Raw genomic sequence first — 18,802 nt, forward strand, 5'->3', positions numbered from 1 at the left:
TTCGCGAGCAAGCCCGCTCCCACAGTTGGAATGCGCTCACCTGTGGGAGATGCTGGAATAGAAGCTCCCAATCGCGAGCAAACCTGATGTTTTCATGCTGACTTTACTGGCCCCTACGCGAGCAAGCCCGCTCCCACAGTTGGAATGCAATCACCTGTGGGAGCGGGCTTGCTCGCGAAGGGGCCGGCACTGCCAATGAATACCTCGGATCAATCCAGTTCGCTCAGCCGCCCCTCGATAAACCGCCGCTCCGGCTCTTGCCGGGTCAGTTCCAGTGCTCGCCGGTACGCCGCCCGCGCCTGCTCCACCCGACCCAACTGCCGACAAAACTCCGCCCGCGCCGAATGCGCCAGGTGGTAATCCTGCAACTCACCGCGATCCAGGATCCCCTCGATCAGCGTCAGCCCGGCTAACGCGCCATCGCGCGGTTCAACTCGATTACCGGCGACGGCATCACGCGCAACAGCACGTCATACAGCCCGACGATCTGCTGCCAATCGGTTTCTGCCGCTGACGGCGCTTCGGCATGCACCGCGGCAATCGCCGCTTGCAGGCAATACGGCCCAAATCGCCGCGTGGTCAGCGCCCGCTCCACCAGCGCACAACCTTCGGCGATCAACCCGGCATCCCAGCGCGAGCGATCCTGGTCGTCCAGCAGAATCAACTCCCCATCCACGGAAGTCCGTGCCGAGCGTCGCGACTCGTGCAACAGCATCAACGCCAGCAGGCCCATGACCTCCGGCTCCGGCAGCAATTCCATCAGCAACCGCCCGAGCCGAATCGCCTCGCGGGTCAGATCTTCACGGGTCAACTCAGCGCCCATCGACGCCGAATAGCCTTCGTTGAACACCAGATAAATCACCCGCAACACGCTGTCGAGGCGCTCGGGCAGTTCGCTCAGGCTCGGTACTTGATAAGGGATTTTTGCATCGCGAATCTTCGCCTTGGCGCGCACGATGCGCTGGGCAATCGCCGCCGGCGCCGAGAGAAACGCGCGGGCGATTTCCTCGGTGGTCAGGTCGCAGACCTCACGCAGCGTCAGCGGTACTTGCGCATCCGCCGCCAGCGCCGGGTGACAGCAGGTGAAGATCAGCCGCAGGCGGTCGTCTTCCACGTCTTCGCCACTCCAGTCAGCCTGTTCCAGCTCTTCGAGCTGCGCCAGCAACAGCGGCTGCGAGGCCTTGAAGCGGGCGCGGCGGCGCAACACATCGATGGCCTTGAAACGCCCGGTGGACACTAGCCAGGTGCGCGGATTGTCCGGCACACCGTCGCGCTGCCAGCGCTCGACCGCGACGAAGAACGCCTCGTGCAAGGCTTCTTCGGCGAGGTCGAAATCCCCGAGCAGACGAATCAGCGTCGCCAGAATCCGCCGCGAGTCTTCGCGATAGACCTGCTCGACCCGCGCCCGGACTTCAGACATTCAACTGTCGCACCAGACGCACTTCAACGCTGCCGACCCGGGCCGCCGGAATGTGGCCGGCGACCTGAATCGCTTCGTTGAGATCCTTGGCATCGATCAGGTAGAAACCGGCCAGTTGCTCTTTGGTTTCTGCGAACGGGCCATCGGTGATCGACAGCTTGCCGTTGCGCATACGCACGGTGGTCGCGGTCTGCACCGACTCCAGCGCTTCGGCCGCGACCATCCGCCCACTGCCCTGAATCGACTCGGCGTAGGCCCAGCACTCCACGTCTTCCGGGCTGTCGGGCGACGTGTGCAGCAGGCGCTCATCGCTGTAGACCAGGCATAAATACTTCATGGTGTTCTCCTGAATCGAACGGATCAACTATGGCTGAAGATCAGGGTTGCACATCGAACAGCGTGCTGCCGCTCATCGGATCGAACGGCGCCGACCAGTGCTCGTGGACAATCTTCCACGTCCCGCCCACCTGCCGATAGCACGCAGTAGCGCGCATCCAGCAGCTCTGGGTTTCGCCCTTGTCGTTGGTGCCGCCGCAGTTGGCGACCCAGTGCGCGAAGGCGAGGTTGTCGGCGGTCTCGATGACGATCTCGTGAAACTCGAAAACGTGCGGGCCGGGGCACATCTCCATGCAGGCTTCCCAGTGCGCGCGGTAAGCGGGTTTGCCCTTGAATTGCAGGGCCTTGATCGCGTCGAAGGAAAGAATGTCATCGGCATACAACGCCATGACTTTGTCGACATCCTTGGTCATCACCGCTTCGCGGTAAGTGTTGATCAGGGCTTGAATTTCAGTCTGTGCGCTCATGGTGTTCTCCGTGTTTTTGTTGTGAAGACACCGTTAGTCGTTCGGCAAACCGGCAGATCGACAGCCGAAACAAAAAATTTCCGCCGAACACAAAATCGCTAGAATCCGAGGCTCATCTTTGTAGGAAAAAGGAAATTCCCGTGTCAGCCCAACTCGTGCCGTACGACAGCCTGAACGCCTTGCAGCGTCAGCAAGTCGAGGCGATTGAAATCCATCCCGAGCAGATCAAGTTCTCCGGCGACATCCATGGCGCGCTGCATACGCTGCTGTCCAAACCGGGTCCCGGCGTCAAAGGCTTTGCCCTGCTGGCCGATCAGGTGCCGGTGGCTTTTCTGCTGCTCAAGCGCCCACCGGTGTTGCCGGCCTGGGCTGATGAACACAGCGCCACCCTGCACGCCTTGCAGGTGGATCACCGCGCGCAGGGCAAAGGTTACGGCAAGGCTTGCCTGCAAGCGTTGCCCGAGGTCGCGCGTGAAGCATGGCCGGAGATCAAGGGCCTGGAGCTGTCGGTGGATGCGGATAACGACGCGGCGATCGCGCTGTACGCCAAACACGGTTTCGTCGACAGCGGCGAAGCGTACAAGGGCCGTATCGGTTACGAGCGGCGTATGGGACTGTTTTTCTAAATCATCGAGGGATGCACGATGATCGATTCAATCGAAGCACTGGAAGCTATTTACGGCCTGCCCCACGACCGCGCGGTGCGCAAGCAGATCGGTTTTCTCAACGAGGATTATCAGGCGATGGTGCGCCTGTCGCCGCTGGTGATCGTCAGCTCGGTGGGCGCCGACGGTCTCGACAATTCGCCACGCGGTGACAAAGCCGGGTTCGTGCGGATCATTGACCAAAACACCCTGGCCCTGCCGGACCGCCCGGGCAACAACCGCATCGATACCCTGCGCAATGTGCTGCACGATCCACGGGTGTCGCTGCTGTTCATCATTCCGGGGATCGGCGAGACGTTGCGGGTTAATGGCACCGCGACCATCAGCGCCGATCCTGAGCTGCTGGAAAGCTTTGCGGTGAACGGCAAACCGGCGAAAACCGTGTTGCTGGTGACGGTGGAAGCGGCGTTTTTCCACTGTTCGAAAGCCTTTGTGCGCTCTGACGCCTGGAACCCGGAAACCCACCTGCCGCGCTCGGCCCTGCCCTCTGCCGGCGCCTTCCACAAGCGCCTGAACGACGGGCAGTTCGATGCCGAAACTTATGACCGCGAAGCACCGAAAAGAGTAAGCGACACTCTCTACTGACACCTATCAGCGAGTCACCACTGCCCCCCTGTGGGAGCGGGCTTGCCCGCGAAGGCGTCGTGTCAGATAAATCATTGGCAACTGACACACCGCCTTCGCGAGCAAGCCCGCTCCCACATTTGGGCTTGCAGCGATTTTCAGAGGGTCAGAATCATCTCGTGCCACGCCATCCCGCCGTGATCCGACTCCGACGGTTTGATGTAGGCAAAGCCGAACCCGGCGTACAGCGGAATATGCTTTTCCTTGCACATCAGATGAATCGTCGCTTTATCCATCCCGCGCATGCGCTCGATGAACTCGGCCATCAAGCGCTTGGCCAGACCCTGCCCCTGATAGTCCGGGTGCACCACCACCGACATGATCACCACGTTCGGCCCCGCTGGATCGTGACCGATCAGCTCCTTGAACGCCTCGTCGGACATCTGCACGTCAAATGCCGCACCGGAGTTCACGAAACCAGCGACCACGCCGTCCACCTCGGCGACGATAAAGCCCTCCGGCCAAGTAGCGATGCGCGTGGCGATCTTCTCGCGAGTGGCAGCTTCATCGCCTTCGTAGGCAACGGTTTCGATCGCGTAGCAGCGGTCCAGGTCGGCGGCGGTGACGTTGCGGATGACGGTGTTCATGGCAGCTCGAAAATCAGCGGAGAAAGGTGCGCAAAGCATAAAGGAATAAGGTGTTCATATCGATCCGCGCGGGGGGCGTAAAGCCTGCGTATAAGCGCTTTTCTTCGTGCCGGCGACGGGCTATTTCTGCGGTGTGTCTCTGATCACCCTTGGGGGGTAACCGCTTATGAGCAGCGTTGAAATCGGCCTGTTGATGGTGTTGGGCATCAGTACGTTCGGCTTTATCACCCTGGGCATCGACCTGTTGCGGGCGCGGCGGCTGGGCAAGGGCAAGCGCGGTTGAACAACATGAGGCGGATCAGCGATCCGCCTCATCGTTATGGGCTCAGGCCTTGGTATCGACCGGTACGCAGATTTCCAGTTTGCCGGTGTGCAGTCGCGGATTGAAATCGGCGCTGTAGCGCTCCAGCTCCGGGGCATTCAGTTCCACGTAGTGAGAGGTCGGCAGCCAGGTCTTGTAGATGTATTGCAGAGTTTGCGGCAACTGGTCGAGCGGTCCCTTGTGCTCGAACACCGCGTACTGCCGGGGCAGCACTTCGACCCACTGATAGACCTTCTGGTCGAGGTCATCGAGCTTGCTGATTTCCACCCCGGCGATGTAATCGAAGCCACCCTTGCCGTCGAAGTTGCTGCAGACGCCGTAGGTCACTTCGTTTTTTTGTCCCGGTATCTTTCCCAGGTGCGGCAAGAACTTTTCCCACAGCGCGGGAATGTCCTTGGCAGTGTCCTGAGTGAATCGACCACGAAATCCCGCGATCAGCAGAAAGTGTCCATGTTCGAAGCGAGGTTCCGCCACTTCGACGCGTTTTTGCTCATCCATGACTCGACTCCTGGAACAAAAGTAGGGGTTCGGCTGCTGAGTATAGAAGCCAAACCCGATTCGCAATGTCACAAGGCGTGCAACTGGTCGGCAGCCCCGGAGCCGACGAACTCGTTATAACCGGATACGATCACGTAGACCGCGAAATAGCAGAAGATCGCCGCCGATGCCATGTAGGAGTAGCGCAGAAGCTTGTCGCCCAGCAGCTTGCCGCCGTGGCTCGCGGCGAAGCACAGACCGGCCGACCACAGTAGACCGGCGCAGAGGAAACCACCGAGGAACAGCGCCGAACTGAGCGGACCGCCACCACCAGAGCGGGCGATCAGGGTGCCGCCAACTGCAGCGAACCAGAGGATCGCGCTCGGCGAAGACATGGCGAGGAAGATCCCGCGAAAGAACTCCTTGCGATGCGAGTTCTGCCCGACCTCCGCGGTCGCTGCCAACTGCGCTTCGTGGTGAATCGCCGAGTAGATCATCTTCGCCGCGAAATAGATCAGCAACGCAGACCCGCCGATCCACAGCACCCAGCGCACGCTTTCGTACTGCAGCAACACGGTCATCCCGGCTAGCGCCAACACCGCATAGATCAGGTCGCCGACGCAGGTGCCGAGGCCCAGCGCGAAGCCCTGAAAGTAACCGCGCTGCATCGCCAGGGTGATCATTGCGATGTTGGCTACGCCGATGTCCAGGCACAGCGAAAGGCTCAGCAAGAAGCCGCTGGTGAATTCCATTAAGCATTTCCTTGGAAAAAATTATTGTCGTGCACGCTGGACAGTCCGCCATCGCTGCCCTTATCTTCCGCCACAGGTCACCGCAGTGACCAGCGTCGCTCGGACGGTTCCGGGCGCTTACGTTATCCGAGGCAACAATGGCTGAACAAGGTTCGCCGCGCCGCTTTGCGCGCATAGATCGACTCCCCCCTTACGTTTTCAACATCACCGCCGAGCTGAAGATGGCCGCGCGGCGCCGTGGTGAAGACATCATCGACCTGAGCATGGGCAACCCCGACGGGGCCACGCCGCCGCACATTGTCGAAAAACTGGTGCAGGTTGCCCAGCGCGAAGACACCCACGGTTACTCCACGTCCAAGGGCATTCCGCGCCTGCGTCGGGCGATTTCCAACTGGTACAAGCAACGCTACGCGGTCGATATCGACCCGGAAAGCGAAGCCATCGTCACCATCGGTTCCAAGGAAGGCCTGGCGCACTTGATGCTGGCGACCCTGGATCAGGGCGACACGGTACTGGTGCCGAACCCGAGCTACCCGATTCACATCTACGGCGCGGTGATTGCCGGCGCCCAGGTGCGTTCGGTGCCGCTGGTGCCCGGCGTGGACTTCTTCGATGAGCTGGAGCGGGCGATTCGCGGTTCGATCCCCAAGCCGAAAATGATGATCCTCGGTTTCCCGTCCAACCCCACCGCACAATGCGTGGAGCTGGATTTCTTCGAACGGGTGATCGCCCTCGCCAAGCAGTACGACGTGCTGGTGATTCACGACCTGGCCTATGCCGACATCGTCTACGACGGCTGGAAGGCCCCGTCGATCATGCAGGTGCCGGGCGCCAAGGACATCGCGGTGGAGTTTTTCACCCTGTCCAAGAGCTACAACATGGCCGGCTGGCGCATCGGTTTCATGGTTGGCAACCCGGAGCTGGTCAACGCCCTGGCGCGGATCAAGAGCTACCACGACTACGGCACCTTCACTCCGCTGCAAGTGGCGGCAATTGCCGCGCTCGAAGGCGATCAGCAATGCGTGCGCGACATCGCCGAGCAGTATCGCCAGCGTCGTAACGTGCTGGTCAAAGGCCTGCATGAGCTGGGCTGGATGGTCGAGAATCCGAAGGCGTCGATGTACGTCTGGGCGAAGATTCCCGAGGCTTACGCGCATCTGGGTTCGCTGGAATTCGCCAAGAAGCTGCTGGCCGAGGCCAAGGTCTGCGTCTCGCCGGGGGTGGGTTTTGGTGAGTATGGCGATGATCACGTGCGCTTTGCGCTGATCGAGAACCAGGACCGGATTCGTCAGGCGGTGCGCGGGATTCGCGGGATGTTCCGGGCGGATGGCCTGGCCCCGAAAACCACTGCCTGACACCTATCCTCCTGTGGTAACGGGCTTGCTCGCGAAGGCGTCGTGTCAGTCAACATTTTCAGCGACTGATACACCGCTTTCGCGAGCAAGCCCGCTCCCACATTGGTTTTGGGTGAAACCTAAAATCAGGGCACAAAAAAACCGCATCGCTGCGGTTTTTTTGTGTCTGTGAGATCGCTTACACGAACAGCGACAACAGCAGGATAAAGCCCAGGCCCACCACCGACAGGATGGTTTCCATCGCCGTCCAGGTCTTGAAGGTTTCGGCCACGGTCATGTTGAAGTACTGCTTCACCAGCCAGAAACCGGCGTCGTTCACGTGGGACAGGATCAACGACCCGGCACCGGTGGCCAGCACCAGCAGCTCACGGTTGACGCCCGGGATCATCCCCACCACCGGCACCACGATGCCGGCGCCCGTGATGGTCGCCACGGTGGCCGAACCGGTGGCGATACGAATCACCGCCGCCACCAGCCACGCCAGCAGGATCGGCGAGATCTGCGCGCTGACCGCCATGTGGCCGATCACGTCGCCCACACCACTGGTCACCAGCATCTGCTTGAAGCCACCACCGGCACCGATGATCAGGATGATCGCGGCGGTTGGCGCCAGGCTCGCGTCCAGCCACTTGAGCATCTGCTGCGAACCGATGCCCTGCTTGTGACCGAAGGTGTACAGCGACAACAGCAAGGCCAGCAGCAGTGCCGAGATCGGGTGACCGATCATGTCCATCCAGGTGCGGAAGAAGTGACCGTCCGGCAGCGCCACGTCAGCGAAGGTTTTCAGCAGCATCAGGAACACCGGCAACAGCACGGTAATCAGGGTGATGCTGAAGCTCGGCAACTTGGTTGAGTCGTCGCTTTCACGGGCCAGTTGATCAACCAGTTCCTGATTCGGATGACCGGGAATGTGCTTGGCGATGAACGTACCGAAGATCGGGCCGGCAATGATGGCGGTCGGCAGTGCAACGATCAGACCGTAAAGAATGGTCTTGCCGATGTCAGCGCCGAACACCCCGATGGCCAGCAGCGGGCCCGGATGCGGTGGCACCAGACCGTGTACGGCGGACAGGCCGGCGAGCAGCGGGATACCGATCTTGATGATCGACACACCGGTGCGGCGGGCAACGATGAACACCAGCGGAATCAGCAGCACGAAGCCGATTTCAAAGAACAGCGGAATACCGACCAGGAACGCGGCGAACATCATCGCCCATTGCACTTTGTCCTTGCCGAACGCGCGGATCAGGGTCTGGGCGATCTGATCCGCCCCGCCCGACTCGGCCATCATTTTGCCGAGCATGGTACCCAGCGCGAGGATGATGCCGACGAAACCGAGCACGCCACCGAAGCCGTCCTGGAACGCCTTGATGATCGTGCCGATCGGCATACCGGACGTCAGGCCGAGGAACGCGGCCGCAATGGTCAGGGAGATAAAGGGGTGAATCTTGAATTTGGTAATCAGGACGATCAGTCCGATTACCGTGACCACTGCATCAAGCAGCAGAAACGTGTCGTGGGACATGCCAAACATTGGGGGTGTCTCCTGGCTTGTTGTTGTTATTAAAGCGGGTTAAACAGAATTCGTGAGGACAGCGCTAGCTCTTTCAACACACTCATACCGCCTGTTTCAGACCGTGGGCCTGCCACCAGACGTGTGCCTGGGCCGCCAGTTCTTCAACGCTGTGGATCGAAGCATTCAGTGCCAGGGTCAACGGCTCGCCGACCGGCGATTCGAGGGTGGCGAACTGGCTTTCGATCAACGTCGCCGGCATGAAGTGGCCCGGGCGATGAGACACGCGGTCGGCGGCGACTTCAGGGGTCAGCTCAAGAAACACGAAGCCCAGGCCCGGCAAGGCACTGCGCAACACTTCGCGGTAACTGTGTTTAAGGGCCGAGCAGGTCAGCACCGGGCGTTTACCCGATGCATCGACGCGACGCAGTTCATCGCACAGGCTGTCGAGCCAGCCGGCACGGTCGTCGTCGTTCAGGGGGATCCCCGCGCTCATCTTTTCGATGTTCGCGGCCGGATGGAAAGTATCGCCTTCAATGGCAGTGGCGCCGCTCAATTGGCACAGGGCCTCGCTGACGCACGTCTTGCCGCAACCGGCAACGCCCATGATGACCAGGGCGGTGATGGGATGACTCATATAACACCTCAGCGCGCAGACAGCGCTACCTTTGCTAGCTATGACTCTAGTGCACAGGCAGAAGTTGCCGACGCCTTCTTGTCGTTTTTTTGGGTTGCAGCAGGTTTGTTCCCAACGCCAAAAAGCGAAGATCAGGCAGGACCTCGCTTACGCATTTGCAGCTGCATCAGGACAGCGCTACCTTAGTGCCTTGATTTTTGTTTGGCAAGCCGCCCGATGACCACCCCTAAAAACGATAAAAACACTCGCACCACCGGCCGTCCCACCCTTAATGAAGTTGCCCGCCTCGCCGGCGTGAGCCCGATTACCGCCTCCCGCGCACTGCGCGGTGTCAGCACGGTCGCCACGGAACTGGTGGAAAAAGTGCAGAAAGCCGCGCTTGAACTCAACTACGTGGTCAACCCGGCAGCCCGCGCTCTGGCCTCGGCGCAGAGCCATTCAGTGGTGGTGCTGGTGCCGTCGCTGTCCAACCTGTTGTTCATCGATACGCTGGAAGCCATTCATCGGGTGCTCACGCCCAAGGGCTTCGAAGTGCTGATCGGCAACTTCCACTACTCGCGCGATGAAGAAGAAAACCTGCTGCGCAATTACATGGCTTATCAGCCGCGCGGTTTTCTGCTGACCGGGTTTGATCGCACGGAAAGTTCGCGACGGATGATCGAGGCCAGCAACATTCCCTGCGTGTACATGATGGAACTGGACAGCGCCGCCGGAGTGAACTGCGTGGGGTTCTCCCAGCTCAGTGCTGGCGAAACCGCGGCCGAACATTTGCTCTCCCGCGGACGCAAGCGTCTGGCCTACATCGGTGCGCAACTCGATCAGCGCACCTTGTTGCGCGGTGAAGGTTTCCGCAAAGCCCTGCAGAAGGCCGGGCGTTACGACCCGGATCTGGAAGTGCTGACGCCGCGCTCCTCGTCCGTGGGCCTGGGCGGTGAGCTGTTCCTGCAACTGCTGGCGGCGCATCCGGATGTCGATGCAATCTTCTTCGGTAACGACGACCTGGCGCAGGGCGCGCTGCTCGAAGCGCTGCGCAACGGGATCAAGATCCCCGAGCAGGTGGCGATCCTCGGCTTCAACGACTTGCCGATGTCCGAACACATGGTGCCGCGCCTGAGCAGCATCAACACCCCGCGCGAGGCGATCGGCCGGCGCGCGGCGGAGCAGATGTTGACGTTGATGGCGGGCAACAGCGTGGCGCGGCCGGTTGAGGATATGGGTTTTGAATTGAAGATTCGCGAGAGTACCTGATCCTTCTCAAATGCTGAGTTGAACACACCCCCTGTAGGAGTGAGCCTGCTCGCGATAGCGGTGTGTCATTTAACATGCATCGCCTGACACAACGCTATCGCGAGCAGGCTCACTCCTACAGTGTTTTGTGTCGGGTTCAGTGGCTGAGCAGGTCGACGAGAGCCGACGCGCCCTTCTGCAGCGGCTGGCTCTTGAGCCACACCGCATGCACCGGCAGTACCAGGCCGTTTTCGATGTTGCGGAAATTCAGGCGCTTCAGTCGTCCGCTGTCCAGCCACGGCTGCACCACCGATAACGGGAAATTGCCCCAGCCCAAACCTGCCTCGACCATCTCCAGCGCCGCCTCCAGGGTGTCGGTGCGCCAGTGCGACTCGGCCACCAGCGGCCGGGTTTCGCTGATTTCCAGGTCGCGACTGGCGACGACGATCTGCCGCACATGCACCAGATCTTCGAGAAACAGATCCTGCCCCTGCAATAACGGACTGTCCGCCGCCAGCGTGGCGATCATCCGTTCGCTGCCGACAAACTGAAAACGCTCCAGCACGTTCATGCTCAACCCGGCGAACGCCAGACACACGCTGACGCGGCCACTGTGCAGCATCGCCAGCACATCGTCCTGCGGCGCGGTCAACACTTCGATGTCGAGCAACGGATGACGCTCGGCAATCACCTTGATCGCGGCGAGCAAGCGGCGGCGGTCGATGTCGGCGACCACGCCAATCGACAACTTGCTCTCCAGCCCCAGCGACAACTCCACCGCATGCACTTGCAGTTGCTTGAGCTGCTCGGCAATCAATCGCGCGTGAGGCACCAGTGACAGTGCCATGGCCGTCGGCTGCGGTTCGCGGTGGCTGCGGTCGAACAAGGCATAGCCAAGCTCCGCCTCCAGATTGCCGATAGCCATGCTGACCGCCGACGGCACCCGCCCCAAAGCGCGGGCAGCAGCGGAAAACGAGCCACGTTCGATCACCGCGAGAAACAGTTCGATGCTGTCGCTGTTGAAATTCAAAACACCACCTATCACCAAAACTGAAAGCTACTGACTTTTTCTGTCACGCCTATTGAAGCTATCTTTTGCCGCCTTCGCCAGTCCCGCTGGCCAACCCGTTGCAAGAAAGAGGCAAATCTCCATGCAAGGCGTCAAACGCAAACTGGTCTACGTGTCGCTCTACGAAGTGATCGGCATGACCTTCTCCGCCCTCGGTCTGGCGCTGTTGTCCGGCACCTCGCCCGGCAGCACCGGCCCGCTGGCAGTGATCATCACCACCATCGCGGTGACCTGGAATTTCATCTACACCTCGCTGTTCGAGCACTGGGAAAGTCGCCAGAAATCGCGCACCCGCACGGTCAAACGGCGCATCGCTCATGCAGTCGGTTTTCAGCTGACACTGATCGTGTTCCTGATCCCGCTGATCGCCTGGTGGATGAACATCAGTCTGGTGCAGGCGTTCCTGTTGGATCTGGCGCTGATCATCTTCATCCCGTGCTACACGTTCGCCTTCAACTGGCTGTTTGATCGCATTTTCGGCTTGCCGGCGTCGGCGCTGCCCGATTCGACCGCAGCGGCATAAATCGTTAATTGGTAAGTAGTTATTGCAAGAAATCGGCGGTTCTCCGGGGCTAACCGCCGAAATTCACAATCCATCAACTCCGATAGCAGGCTAAGCTTTTCCATCAATAAAAAATGGATCCGCCGATGACTGCTCACGCCCCCGCCGCCGCGCAACGCGACGGCATCGACCCGATACGCGCCGCCGAGATTTCTGCCCGCATCGACCGCCTGCCCGCAGTCGCCACCATCTGGCGGCTGGTGGCATTGTTGTCGATCGGCGGATTCTTCGAACTTTACGATTTGTTCCAGACCGCCTACATCAGTCCGGGGCTGATCCGTGACGGGATCTTCGCCACCGGCAATCAGGGCGTGTTCGGCTTCTCCGATCAGGCAGCGTTCGCGTCGGCGACCTTCCTTGGCCTGTTCCTCGGCGCCAGCCTGCTCAGTCCGTTGGCCGATCGTTTCGGCCGGCGCGCGATCTTCACCTTTGCGCTGGTCTGGTACACCGTGGCCACGGTGCTGATGGGCGTTCAAAGCTCGGCGCTGGGCATCATCTGCATGCGCTTTCTGGTGGGCATCGGCCTCGGTATCGAGCTGGTGACCATCGACGCCTACCTCTCGGAACTGGTGCCCAAACGCATGCGCAGTTCGGCGTTTGCCTTCGCCTTTTTCGTGCAGTTTCTCTCGGTGCCGGCGGTGGCGTTGATGTCGTGGTGGCTGGTACCGCAGGCGCCGTTCGGTGTGTCGGGCTGGCGTTGGGTGGTGTTGGCGAGCGCGGTGTTTGCACTGTTCATCTGGTGGCTGCGCAAGCGTCTGCCGGAGTCGCCGCGCTGGCTGGCGCAGCACGGGCGGTTCGATGAAGCGAACAGGATTCTCGACGACATCGAGGCACGCTGCGAGAAGGATCACCGCCAACCGCTGGACGCTCCGGAAGCGGTGGCCGTGGATGTCGAGGGCAAGGGCCGCTTCGCCGATATCTGGCAGCCGCCGTACCGGCGTCGCGCGTTGATGCTGATCGTGTTTCACGTGTTCCAGGCGATCGGTTTCTTCGGTTTCGGCAACTGGCTGCCGGCGTTGCTTTCCGGCCAAGGTGTGAGCGTCACCCACAGCCTGATGTACGCGTTCATCATCACCCTCGCCTACCCCCTCGGGCCGTTGCTGTTCGTGAAGTTCGCCAACCGTTTCGAGAACAAGTGGCAGATCGTCGGCTCGGCGCTGGGCGCCATGACTTTCGGCACCTTGTTCGCGCTGCAGACCAGTGCATTCGGCCTGATCTTCTGCGGGGTGATGATCACCTTCTGCAATGCGTGGCTGAGCTTCAGTTATCACTCGTACCAGAGCGAACTGTTCCCGACCAACATCCGCGCGCGGGCGGTGGGTTTCTGCTATTCGTTCAGCCGCTTGTCGACGGTATTCAGCAGCCTGCTGATCGGGCTGTTTCTCGACAACTTCGGCACGCCCGGGGTGCTCGCATTCATCGTCAGCAGCATGTTGATCGTGATGCTGACCATCGGCTGGTTCGGCCCGCGTACGCGCAACCTGGCGCTGGAAAATATTGCCCATCGCTGAGGCCAGCGTGGTCATTGGCAAAGCAAGAACAGCGACAAACTGGCGGACAAGTTTCTCGCGGCGCTTTGATCTGAAAGTTGCTTGGAAACCAATGTAGGAGTGAGCCTGCTCGCGATAGCGATACATCAGTTACTTATCCAGTGACTGACGCACCGCAATCGCGAGCAGGCTCACTCCTACAGTTGTTGATGGGTGTCAGTTTAGTTGCAACGTCGCATTGAACTGCCCGATCGCATCCACCACATGCCGTGACCCCTGCTGAATCTCCAGGATCACCTCCCCCGCCTCGTTCGCCAGTTCCACACCCAGCCCGGTGCGGCTCAGGCTCGACTGCATGCTCGACACCGCACTCAGCGACAGGTCATGGTTTTTGCGCACCACTTCGACAATCTCCAGGGTTGCCTGACTGGTACGCGCCGCGAGACTGCGCACCTCGTCCGCCACCACCGCAAAACCGCGTCCGTGTTCACCGGCCCGCGCCGCTTCGATGGCGGCGTTGAGCGCCAGCAGGTTGGTCTGGTCGGCGATGCCGCGAATGGTCTGGACGATGGTGCCGATGATGTCCGACTGCTTGCTGACCGCATCGATGCTCAGCGCCGCTTCGTTGAGGTCGCGGGAAATGTCCTGAATGATCTGTACGGTTTGTTGCACGACTTGTGAGCCTTTTTGCGCGCAGGCGTCGTTTTGCACTGAAGTGCTATGGGCCGATTCCGCCGCGTTCTGCAGCGTGGTCATCTGGTCGGTGATGTCGCTGGCGAACTTCACGACTTTGTACAAACGGCCCTTGGTGTCGAACAGCGGGTTGTACGAGGCTTCGAGATAAACCATCTGCCCCGACTTGTTCTTGCGCTCGAAACGGTGCGAGTGATATTCGCCGCGATTGAGCGACGCCCAGAACGCCTTGTACTGCGCCGATTCGGATTCGGAACGGTGACAGAACATGCTGTGGTGATGGCCAACGATTTCGTTGAGCGAGTACTGCATCGTTTTCAGAAAGTTGTCGTTGGCGGTAATCACGTTGCCGTCCGGGGTGAACTCGATCACCGCCATCGAACGGCTGATCGCCGCCAGCATGCTCTCTTCTTCGTGCTCTTTGTTGACCCGGGCGGTGATGTCCGACGCCACTTTGATCACACTTTTGACTTGTTTGTCCGCGCCGTACACCGGCATGTAACTGGCTTCCAGCCAGATCTCCTTGCCGGACTTGTTCAGGCGCAGAAACGTGCCACTGATCGGCTCACCCCGGGCCAGGTCGCGCCACAACCTGGCGTACTCCTCGCTGCGGTAAAACGCTTCTTCGCAAAACACCCGGTGATGTTTGCCACGCACTTCCTCGGCGCTGTAACCCATGGTCTTGCAGAAGTTTTCGTTGGCATCCAGAACAATGCCTTCGGGGGTAAATTCGATCATCGCCATCGAACGGCTGATCGCTTCGAGCTTGGCGTTGGCTTCGGTCAAGGCGCAGCTGAAACGCTCGATTTCCCGCAGATCAGCCTTGTGATGTAGGTTGAACATGGTTGTATCACCTTCCGCGCGTTCTTTTGATTTGATGAAAGTTCAGGTCTTTCAGCATCCACCACTACGTTCCACAGAACAGGCACACGCATTCCTCCACAGGAGGAAGTTGTCAGGTGATAAATGATGTTTAATCCGAGGGTCCATGCAGCGACGCTCTCATCAAGACATCCTTCTCTTGATAGCCCGGCGACGGGCCAGCCCTAACGTGCAGAAGAACTTCCATGTAAAACCCCGCTCCTTGTTGGTTCAGTGTCCGGTGCCTTGGGTTGCGCACTCTGGCAGCGTTGAAATCACGGCTAACAGATGACGGTCGACATAGTTAGTTACAGCACAGCATAGCCAGCGCCCTGCCGTGCGCAAGGCCACTAGTCGGCCAGTATCTGGCACTTTTTGCACAAGAAACGGTTCAGCGAGCCGTCGCGACTGCCGTCTCCGCCACCAGATCCAGCAACGCCTGCACCGCCGCTGACGGCGTCTGCCCCGCAGGCAGCACCAGCGAAAACACTCGTTCGATACGTGGCTGCAAGGCAATCACGCGCAAGCCCTGACGCTCGGCCGGCAAGGTCATTTCCGGCACCAGGGTCACGCCGAGGTTTTCCCGCACCAGAGTGAAGGCGCTGCTCCATTCGCGCACTTCGACCCGCACATCCTGCAACTGCAACCCGGCCTCGGCGGCGAGGCTGCGGGCGTTGGTCGAGCAACCGCCGGTGGCCAGCACGAATGGCAGCGCCGTCAGTTCTGGCAGGCTCACGCCCTGCTCGATCCCCCGCAGCGCCAGCGGATGCCCTGCGGGAACGACCGCCACCCATGCGTCGCGACCCAATGGCCCGGCGTTGCGCTCGGGTGCCGGGTTGAGCACCACGCCGACATCCACCAGCCCGGCCGCGAGCAGGGTTTCGACCTCATCGTCGCTGACCTCCAGCGCCACTACTTCGATCCCCGGGTACAAGCGATTGAACTGGCGCAGCAGCGGTGGCAGAAAACTCGCCAGCACCATGGGAAAACTCGCCAGGCGGATCGTCCCGCGCAGCATCGGGCGCACGCTGTCGACGGTCTGGCGAATGGTTTGCAGCGCGCCGAGCATCAGCCGCGCCTGTTCGATCACCGGCAGGCCAATGGCGGTGGGCAAGGTCTGTCGGCTTTCGCGGCTGAACAGCTGCACGCCAAGGGTTTCTTCCATCAGCGCCAGGGCCTGGCTCGCGCCGGACTGAGTCATGCCGACCCGCTCGGCAGCGCGGGTTATGTTGCCGTGATCGGCCACGGCAACCACCAGCCGCCAATGCATCAGGTTCATCATGGCAGTAGCTGTCCTTATGGCTGCTTTCTGAAAGATTAATTTTACCGAGGGTGCGGCGCACTATGACACTGGCGCCAAATCCTCACCAGAGAGCTGCCGATGAAGCTGTATTACGCCCCGCAAGCCTGTTCACTGGCGCCGCACATTGTGTTGCGCGAACTGAAGCTGCCCTTCGTGCTGATCCGCGTCGACAACCGCAGCAAGCGCACGGCCAGCGGCGAAGACTTTCTCGCGATCAATCCCAAGGGATACGTCGCGGCACTGCAACTGGACGACGGCGCGGTGCTGACCGAAGGCCCGGTGATCCTGCAATATCTGGCGGATCTGCAACCACAATCGGGACTGGCGCCAGCGCCCGGCAGCTTTGAACGGCTGCGTTTGCAGGAGTGGCTGAATTTCATTTCGAGCGAGATCCACGGCGGGCTTGGTGCGCTGTTCGATGAGCGGCTGCCGGCCGAGGTGATCAAGGAGAAGTTGTTCAAGCGCTTTGCGGTGTTGGTCGCAGTGCTGGAGCAACAGGATTATCTGTTGCCGAACGGCTTCAGCGTGGCGGATGCGTTGTTGTTTGTGGTGTTGCGCTGGGCAGGGTTGTTCGGGATCGAGCTGGCGCAGTGGCCGGCGCTGGCGCGGTTTCAGGCGCGGATTGAACAGAGGCCGACCGTGATGGCGGCGTTGGCGGCGGAAGCGGCGTAAGTCTTTAGATCATTCGCGAGCAAGCTCGCTCCCACACTGGATTCGGGCAAGCCACAGACCCAGTGTGGGAGCGAGCTTGCTCGCGAAGGCGGTAGCTCAAACGCCACCGATCAAACAGTTGAAACTCAAAGCCCCGCCGTCACCTTGCTCGCCACCTCCCCCGGTACCCACGCCTTCCACACCTGCGGCTGATCACGCAAAAACGCTTCGGCGACCTGTCGCGGTGGCTGGCGCTTTTCGCTCATTCCGGCCAGCGTCTGGTTCAACAGATCAATCGGCAAATCGACTTTCTCGAAGAACGACACCAGCTCGGGGTATTGCGCCTTGAACGGCGCCGACACGCCAATCGCCAGGCTGGCCGGCATCGAGCGGGTGCCCTTGGGATTCGGGTTATTGGCATCGGCCAGAGTCTTCCAGGCTTCGGCATCGAACGGTGGCTCTTCGAGCTTCACCAGTTTGAAGCGCCCGAGCAGCGGCGTCGGCGACCAGTAGTAGAACAGCACCGGTTTGCCGCGTTTGATCGACGACGCCACCTCGGCATCCAGCGCCGCGCCGGAGCCGGTGCGGAAGTTGACGTAGCTGTCGGTCAGCGCATAGGCCTTGAGCTTCTGGCTGTTGACGATCTCCGAAGTCCAGCCGGTCGGGCTGTTGAGGAAGCGTCCACGGCTCGGGTCTTCCGGGTCGCGGAACACGTCCTTATAGCGCGGCAGGTCGGCCACCGATTTCAGCTCCGGGGCCAGCGGTTTGATGCCGCGTTCGGGGTCCCCCTTGATCACGTATTCCGGCACCCACCAGCCCTCGGTCGCGCCCTTGACCGTGTCGCCAAGGCCGAACACCTTGCCTTCATTGGCGGCCTTGACCCATGCCGGACTGCGCCCGGCCCATTCCTCGCCGATCACCTGAATATCGTTTTTCGCCAGCGCCGCTTCGAGGCTGACGGTGCTGCCCGGCAGCGTGTCGGTCGGGTAGCCGTAACCTTTCTCGACGATCAGGCGCAGCACTTCGGTGATGAAACTGCCGCTTTCCCAGGTGATGTCACCGAAGTGGATCGGCGCGGTTTTCTCCGCCGCCGAAACGGCGCCAACGCTCAGGCTCAGCGCCAGCAACGAACGGCCGAGCAGGGTTTTGATCGATCTCATGCGGACCTCTTGTCTGTCAGGATTTGGTTGGCGCTGTGGCGGTCGCACAGGGCCTGGGAGCGGCTCATGTAGACGCTGACCGAACGCTGGGAGATGCCCAGTTCGGCGGCGATTTGCGGGTAGGTCAGGCCATCGATCCGCGCCAGCAGAAAGGTCGAGCGGACCTTGCCGGGCAGGCGTTGCAGGCTGTGGTCGAGGCGTTTGAGGGTCTGGCTCAGTTGCGCGAGGTCTTCAGGTGAAGTGGCAGCATCGACGTCGATCTGCTGCGCATGCTGGCGCTCCAGATCCGCCCGGCGCCAGCGCTGATAAAGCAGGCGTTGGGCAATCGTGGTGAGCATGGCGCGCGGTTCGCGTATCGCCGTAATACTGGGTGCCTGCAGCAATTGCGCGAAGGTTTCGGCAGCGATGTCTTCCGCGCCTGCGGCGTCGTACAGATGTCGACGCAGGTAAGTGCACAGCCAGCGGTAGTGAGCGCGGAACAGCACGTCGAGATGATTGCGGTGAGTGGTATCGGCGCCGGACATAAGGGCTCCTGAATAAGGGTCGCTGAATGTCCGGTGATCCGGTGGCGCGATCGTAGCAAGGCGCCTTATGCATTAATAAGATTAATATTTCATTTTTATATTTCTTT

At 60.6% G+C, this 18,802-nt stretch carries 19 protein-coding genes and 2 pseudogenes; 7 read left to right on the plus strand and 14 right to left on the minus strand.

All coding sequences use genetic code 11. The features are described 5' to 3' along the window. Positions 1-209: 209 nt before the first annotated feature. From ACS4NR_RS14770 to ACS4NR_RS14780, 3 genes and pseudogenes are all read right to left on the minus strand, one after another. Positions 210-1,420: pseudogene (locus tag ACS4NR_RS14770) on the minus strand (RNA polymerase sigma factor). Next, positions 1,413-1,757 carry a YciI family protein gene (locus ACS4NR_RS14775; protein ID WP_456017763.1) on the minus strand — a complete coding sequence of 115 codons (345 nt, stop codon included), beginning with the start codon at positions 1,755-1,757 and terminating at the stop codon, positions 1,413-1,415. The pseudogene ACS4NR_RS14770 and the gene ACS4NR_RS14775 overlap by 8 nt, the downstream one beginning before the upstream one ends. Positions 1,758-1,797: 40 nt before the next feature. Further along, positions 1,798-2,223, minus strand: coding sequence for a nuclear transport factor 2 family protein (locus ACS4NR_RS14780; RefSeq protein ID WP_204895681.1), 426 nt, complete (start codon positions 2,221-2,223; stop codon positions 1,798-1,800). A 140-nt stretch (positions 2,224-2,363) separates the two neighbouring features. On the opposite strand from ACS4NR_RS14780, the gene ACS4NR_RS14785 reads away from it, so the two are divergent. Both ACS4NR_RS14785 and ACS4NR_RS14790 read left to right on the plus strand, forming a co-directional pair. Then, the gene (locus ACS4NR_RS14785) at positions 2,364-2,849 is read left to right on the plus strand and encodes a GNAT family N-acetyltransferase (protein WP_115989063.1); all 486 of its coding nucleotides are present in this window, start codon (positions 2,364-2,366) and stop codon (positions 2,847-2,849) included. Positions 2,850-2,867: 18 nt separating this feature from the next. Beyond that, positions 2,868-3,473, plus strand: a complete 606-nt coding sequence (locus ACS4NR_RS14790; RefSeq protein WP_095137084.1) for a pyridoxamine 5'-phosphate oxidase family protein — start codon at positions 2,868-2,870, stop codon at positions 3,471-3,473. 137 nt (positions 3,474-3,610) lie between these two features. On the opposite strand, the gene ACS4NR_RS14795 is transcribed toward ACS4NR_RS14790, so the two are convergent. The 3 genes from ACS4NR_RS14795 to ACS4NR_RS14805 all read right to left on the minus strand — a co-directional run bounded on the left by ACS4NR_RS14795 (position 3,611) and on the right by ACS4NR_RS14805 (position 5,650). Next, complete coding sequence (locus ACS4NR_RS14795) at positions 3,611-4,099, minus strand: GNAT family N-acetyltransferase (RefSeq protein ID WP_166219081.1); 489 nt, start codon at positions 4,097-4,099, stop codon at positions 3,611-3,613. A gap of 325 nt (positions 4,100-4,424) precedes the next feature. After that, positions 4,425-4,919 carry a GyrI-like domain-containing protein gene (locus ACS4NR_RS14800; protein WP_456017764.1) on the minus strand — a complete coding sequence of 165 codons (495 nt, stop codon included), beginning with the start codon at positions 4,917-4,919 and terminating at the stop codon, positions 4,425-4,427. Positions 4,920-4,987: 68 nt separating this feature from the next. After that, on the minus strand, positions 4,988-5,650 hold the full coding sequence (locus ACS4NR_RS14805) for a LysE family translocator (protein ID WP_007969355.1): 663 nt from the start codon (positions 5,648-5,650) through the stop codon (positions 4,988-4,990). Between the two features lie 137 nt (positions 5,651-5,787). On the opposite strand from ACS4NR_RS14805, the gene alaC reads away from it, so the two are divergent. Next, positions 5,788-7,005 (plus strand): alanine transaminase, encoded by a 1,218-nt coding sequence (alaC, locus tag ACS4NR_RS14810; RefSeq protein WP_095137080.1) that lies wholly within the window; start codon positions 5,788-5,790, stop codon positions 7,003-7,005. Positions 7,006-7,183: 178 nt separating this feature from the next. Here alaC and ACS4NR_RS14815 read toward each other — a convergent pair whose 3' ends face one another. Continuing rightward, a complete protein-coding gene (locus ACS4NR_RS14815; protein WP_095137079.1) occupies positions 7,184-8,539 on the minus strand; it encodes a GntP family permease in 1,356 nt (451 codons plus the stop codon). Between the two features lie 82 nt (positions 8,540-8,621). After that, the gene (locus ACS4NR_RS14820; protein WP_027612589.1) at positions 8,622-9,155 is read right to left on the minus strand and encodes a gluconokinase; all 534 of its coding nucleotides are present in this window, start codon (positions 9,153-9,155) and stop codon (positions 8,622-8,624) included. A 216-nt stretch (positions 9,156-9,371) separates the two neighbouring features. Between ACS4NR_RS14820 and gntR the strand changes: the two genes are divergently transcribed. Continuing rightward, complete coding sequence (gene gntR, locus ACS4NR_RS14825; protein ID WP_007917805.1) at positions 9,372-10,403, plus strand: HTH-type transcriptional regulator GntR; 1,032 nt, start codon at positions 9,372-9,374, stop codon at positions 10,401-10,403. A gap of 136 nt (positions 10,404-10,539) precedes the next feature. Here gntR and ACS4NR_RS14830 read toward each other — a convergent pair whose 3' ends face one another. Then, a complete protein-coding gene (locus ACS4NR_RS14830; protein ID WP_166496491.1) occupies positions 10,540-11,412 on the minus strand; it encodes a LysR family transcriptional regulator in 873 nt (290 codons plus the stop codon). Positions 11,413-11,533: 121 nt separating this feature from the next. Between ACS4NR_RS14830 and ACS4NR_RS14835 the strand changes: the two genes are divergently transcribed. Both ACS4NR_RS14835 and ACS4NR_RS14840 read left to right on the plus strand, forming a co-directional pair. Continuing rightward, entirely contained in the window at positions 11,534-11,974 is a 441-nt protein-coding gene (locus ACS4NR_RS14835) for a PACE efflux transporter (protein ID WP_095137077.1), read from the plus strand. A 125-nt stretch (positions 11,975-12,099) separates the two neighbouring features. Further along, positions 12,100-13,524 (plus strand): MFS transporter, encoded by a 1,425-nt coding sequence (locus tag ACS4NR_RS14840; RefSeq protein ID WP_456017765.1) that lies wholly within the window; start codon positions 12,100-12,102, stop codon positions 13,522-13,524. Positions 13,525-13,719: 195 nt separating this feature from the next. On the opposite strand, the gene ACS4NR_RS14845 is transcribed toward ACS4NR_RS14840, so the two are convergent. The 3 genes and pseudogenes from ACS4NR_RS14845 to ACS4NR_RS14855 form a co-directional block, all read right to left on the minus strand. Beyond that, complete coding sequence (locus tag ACS4NR_RS14845; RefSeq protein WP_256214240.1) at positions 13,720-14,259, minus strand: methyl-accepting chemotaxis protein; 540 nt, start codon at positions 14,257-14,259, stop codon at positions 13,720-13,722. A 3-nt stretch (positions 14,260-14,262) separates the two neighbouring features. After that, a pseudogene (locus ACS4NR_RS14850) lies at positions 14,263-15,039 on the minus strand (PAS domain-containing protein); the annotation flags it as partial. A 409-nt stretch (positions 15,040-15,448) separates the two neighbouring features. Then, positions 15,449-16,339: a LysR family transcriptional regulator gene (locus ACS4NR_RS14855; RefSeq protein ID WP_456017766.1), complete on the minus strand. Its 891-nt coding sequence runs from the start codon at positions 16,337-16,339 to the stop codon at positions 15,449-15,451. Between the two features lie 99 nt (positions 16,340-16,438). Here ACS4NR_RS14855 and gstA point away from each other — a divergent pair, with 99 nt between their 5' ends. Beyond that, on the plus strand, positions 16,439-17,032 hold the full coding sequence (gstA, locus tag ACS4NR_RS14860) for a glutathione transferase GstA (protein ID WP_456017767.1): 594 nt from the start codon (positions 16,439-16,441) through the stop codon (positions 17,030-17,032). A 125-nt stretch (positions 17,033-17,157) separates the two neighbouring features. Here the strand turns inward: gstA and ACS4NR_RS14865 are convergent, their stop codons facing one another. Together ACS4NR_RS14865 and ACS4NR_RS14870 are read right to left on the minus strand one after the other, a co-directional pair. Next, the gene (locus tag ACS4NR_RS14865; RefSeq protein ID WP_003227391.1) at positions 17,158-18,171 is read right to left on the minus strand and encodes an ABC transporter substrate-binding protein; all 1,014 of its coding nucleotides are present in this window, start codon (positions 18,169-18,171) and stop codon (positions 17,158-17,160) included. Further along, complete coding sequence (locus tag ACS4NR_RS14870) at positions 18,168-18,695, minus strand: sigma-70 family RNA polymerase sigma factor (protein WP_456017768.1); 528 nt, start codon at positions 18,693-18,695, stop codon at positions 18,168-18,170. The genes ACS4NR_RS14865 and ACS4NR_RS14870 overlap by 4 nt, the downstream gene beginning before the upstream one ends. Between the last annotated feature and the right edge of the window lie 107 nt (positions 18,696-18,802).

This window comes from Pseudomonas sp. JQ36 (genome assembly GCF_053851495.1).

Coding starts and splice junctions, on each gene's coding strand:
- ACS4NR_RS14840 (WP_456017765.1), top strand. CDS start 12,100: ATGACTGCTCACGCCCCCGCCGCCGCGCAACGCGACGGCATCGACCCG.
- gntR (WP_007917805.1), top strand. CDS start 9,372: ATGACCACCCCTAAAAACGATAAAAACACTCGCACCACCGGCCGTCCC.
- gstA (WP_456017767.1), top strand. CDS start 16,439: ATGAAGCTGTATTACGCCCCGCAAGCCTGTTCACTGGCGCCGCACATT.
- ACS4NR_RS14855 (WP_456017766.1), bottom strand. CDS start 16,339: ATGATGAACCTGATGCATTGGCGGCTGGTGGTTGCCGTGGCCGATCAC.
- ACS4NR_RS14820 (WP_027612589.1), bottom strand. CDS start 9,155: ATGAGTCATCCCATCACCGCCCTGGTCATCATGGGCGTTGCCGGTTGC.
- alaC (WP_095137080.1), top strand. CDS start 5,788: ATGGCTGAACAAGGTTCGCCGCGCCGCTTTGCGCGCATAGATCGACTC.
- ACS4NR_RS14805 (WP_007969355.1), bottom strand. CDS start 5,650: ATGGAATTCACCAGCGGCTTCTTGCTGAGCCTTTCGCTGTGCCTGGAC.
- ACS4NR_RS14800 (WP_456017764.1), bottom strand. CDS start 4,919: ATGGATGAGCAAAAACGCGTCGAAGTGGCGGAACCTCGCTTCGAACAT.
- ACS4NR_RS14795 (WP_166219081.1), bottom strand. CDS start 4,099: ATGAACACCGTCATCCGCAACGTCACCGCCGCCGACCTGGACCGCTGC.
- ACS4NR_RS14790 (WP_095137084.1), top strand. CDS start 2,868: ATGATCGATTCAATCGAAGCACTGGAAGCTATTTACGGCCTGCCCCAC.
- ACS4NR_RS14845 (WP_256214240.1), bottom strand. CDS start 14,259: ATGACCACGCTGCAGAACGCGGCGGAATCGGCCCATAGCACTTCAGTG.
- ACS4NR_RS14780 (WP_204895681.1), bottom strand. CDS start 2,223: ATGAGCGCACAGACTGAAATTCAAGCCCTGATCAACACTTACCGCGAA.
- ACS4NR_RS14870 (WP_456017768.1), bottom strand. CDS start 18,695: ATGTCCGGCGCCGATACCACTCACCGCAATCATCTCGACGTGCTGTTC.
- ACS4NR_RS14775 (WP_456017763.1), bottom strand. CDS start 1,757: ATGAAGTATTTATGCCTGGTCTACAGCGATGAGCGCCTGCTGCACACG.
- ACS4NR_RS14865 (WP_003227391.1), bottom strand. CDS start 18,171: ATGAGATCGATCAAAACCCTGCTCGGCCGTTCGTTGCTGGCGCTGAGC.
- ACS4NR_RS14835 (WP_095137077.1), top strand. CDS start 11,534: ATGCAAGGCGTCAAACGCAAACTGGTCTACGTGTCGCTCTACGAAGTG.
- ACS4NR_RS14815 (WP_095137079.1), bottom strand. CDS start 8,539: ATGTTTGGCATGTCCCACGACACGTTTCTGCTGCTTGATGCAGTGGTC.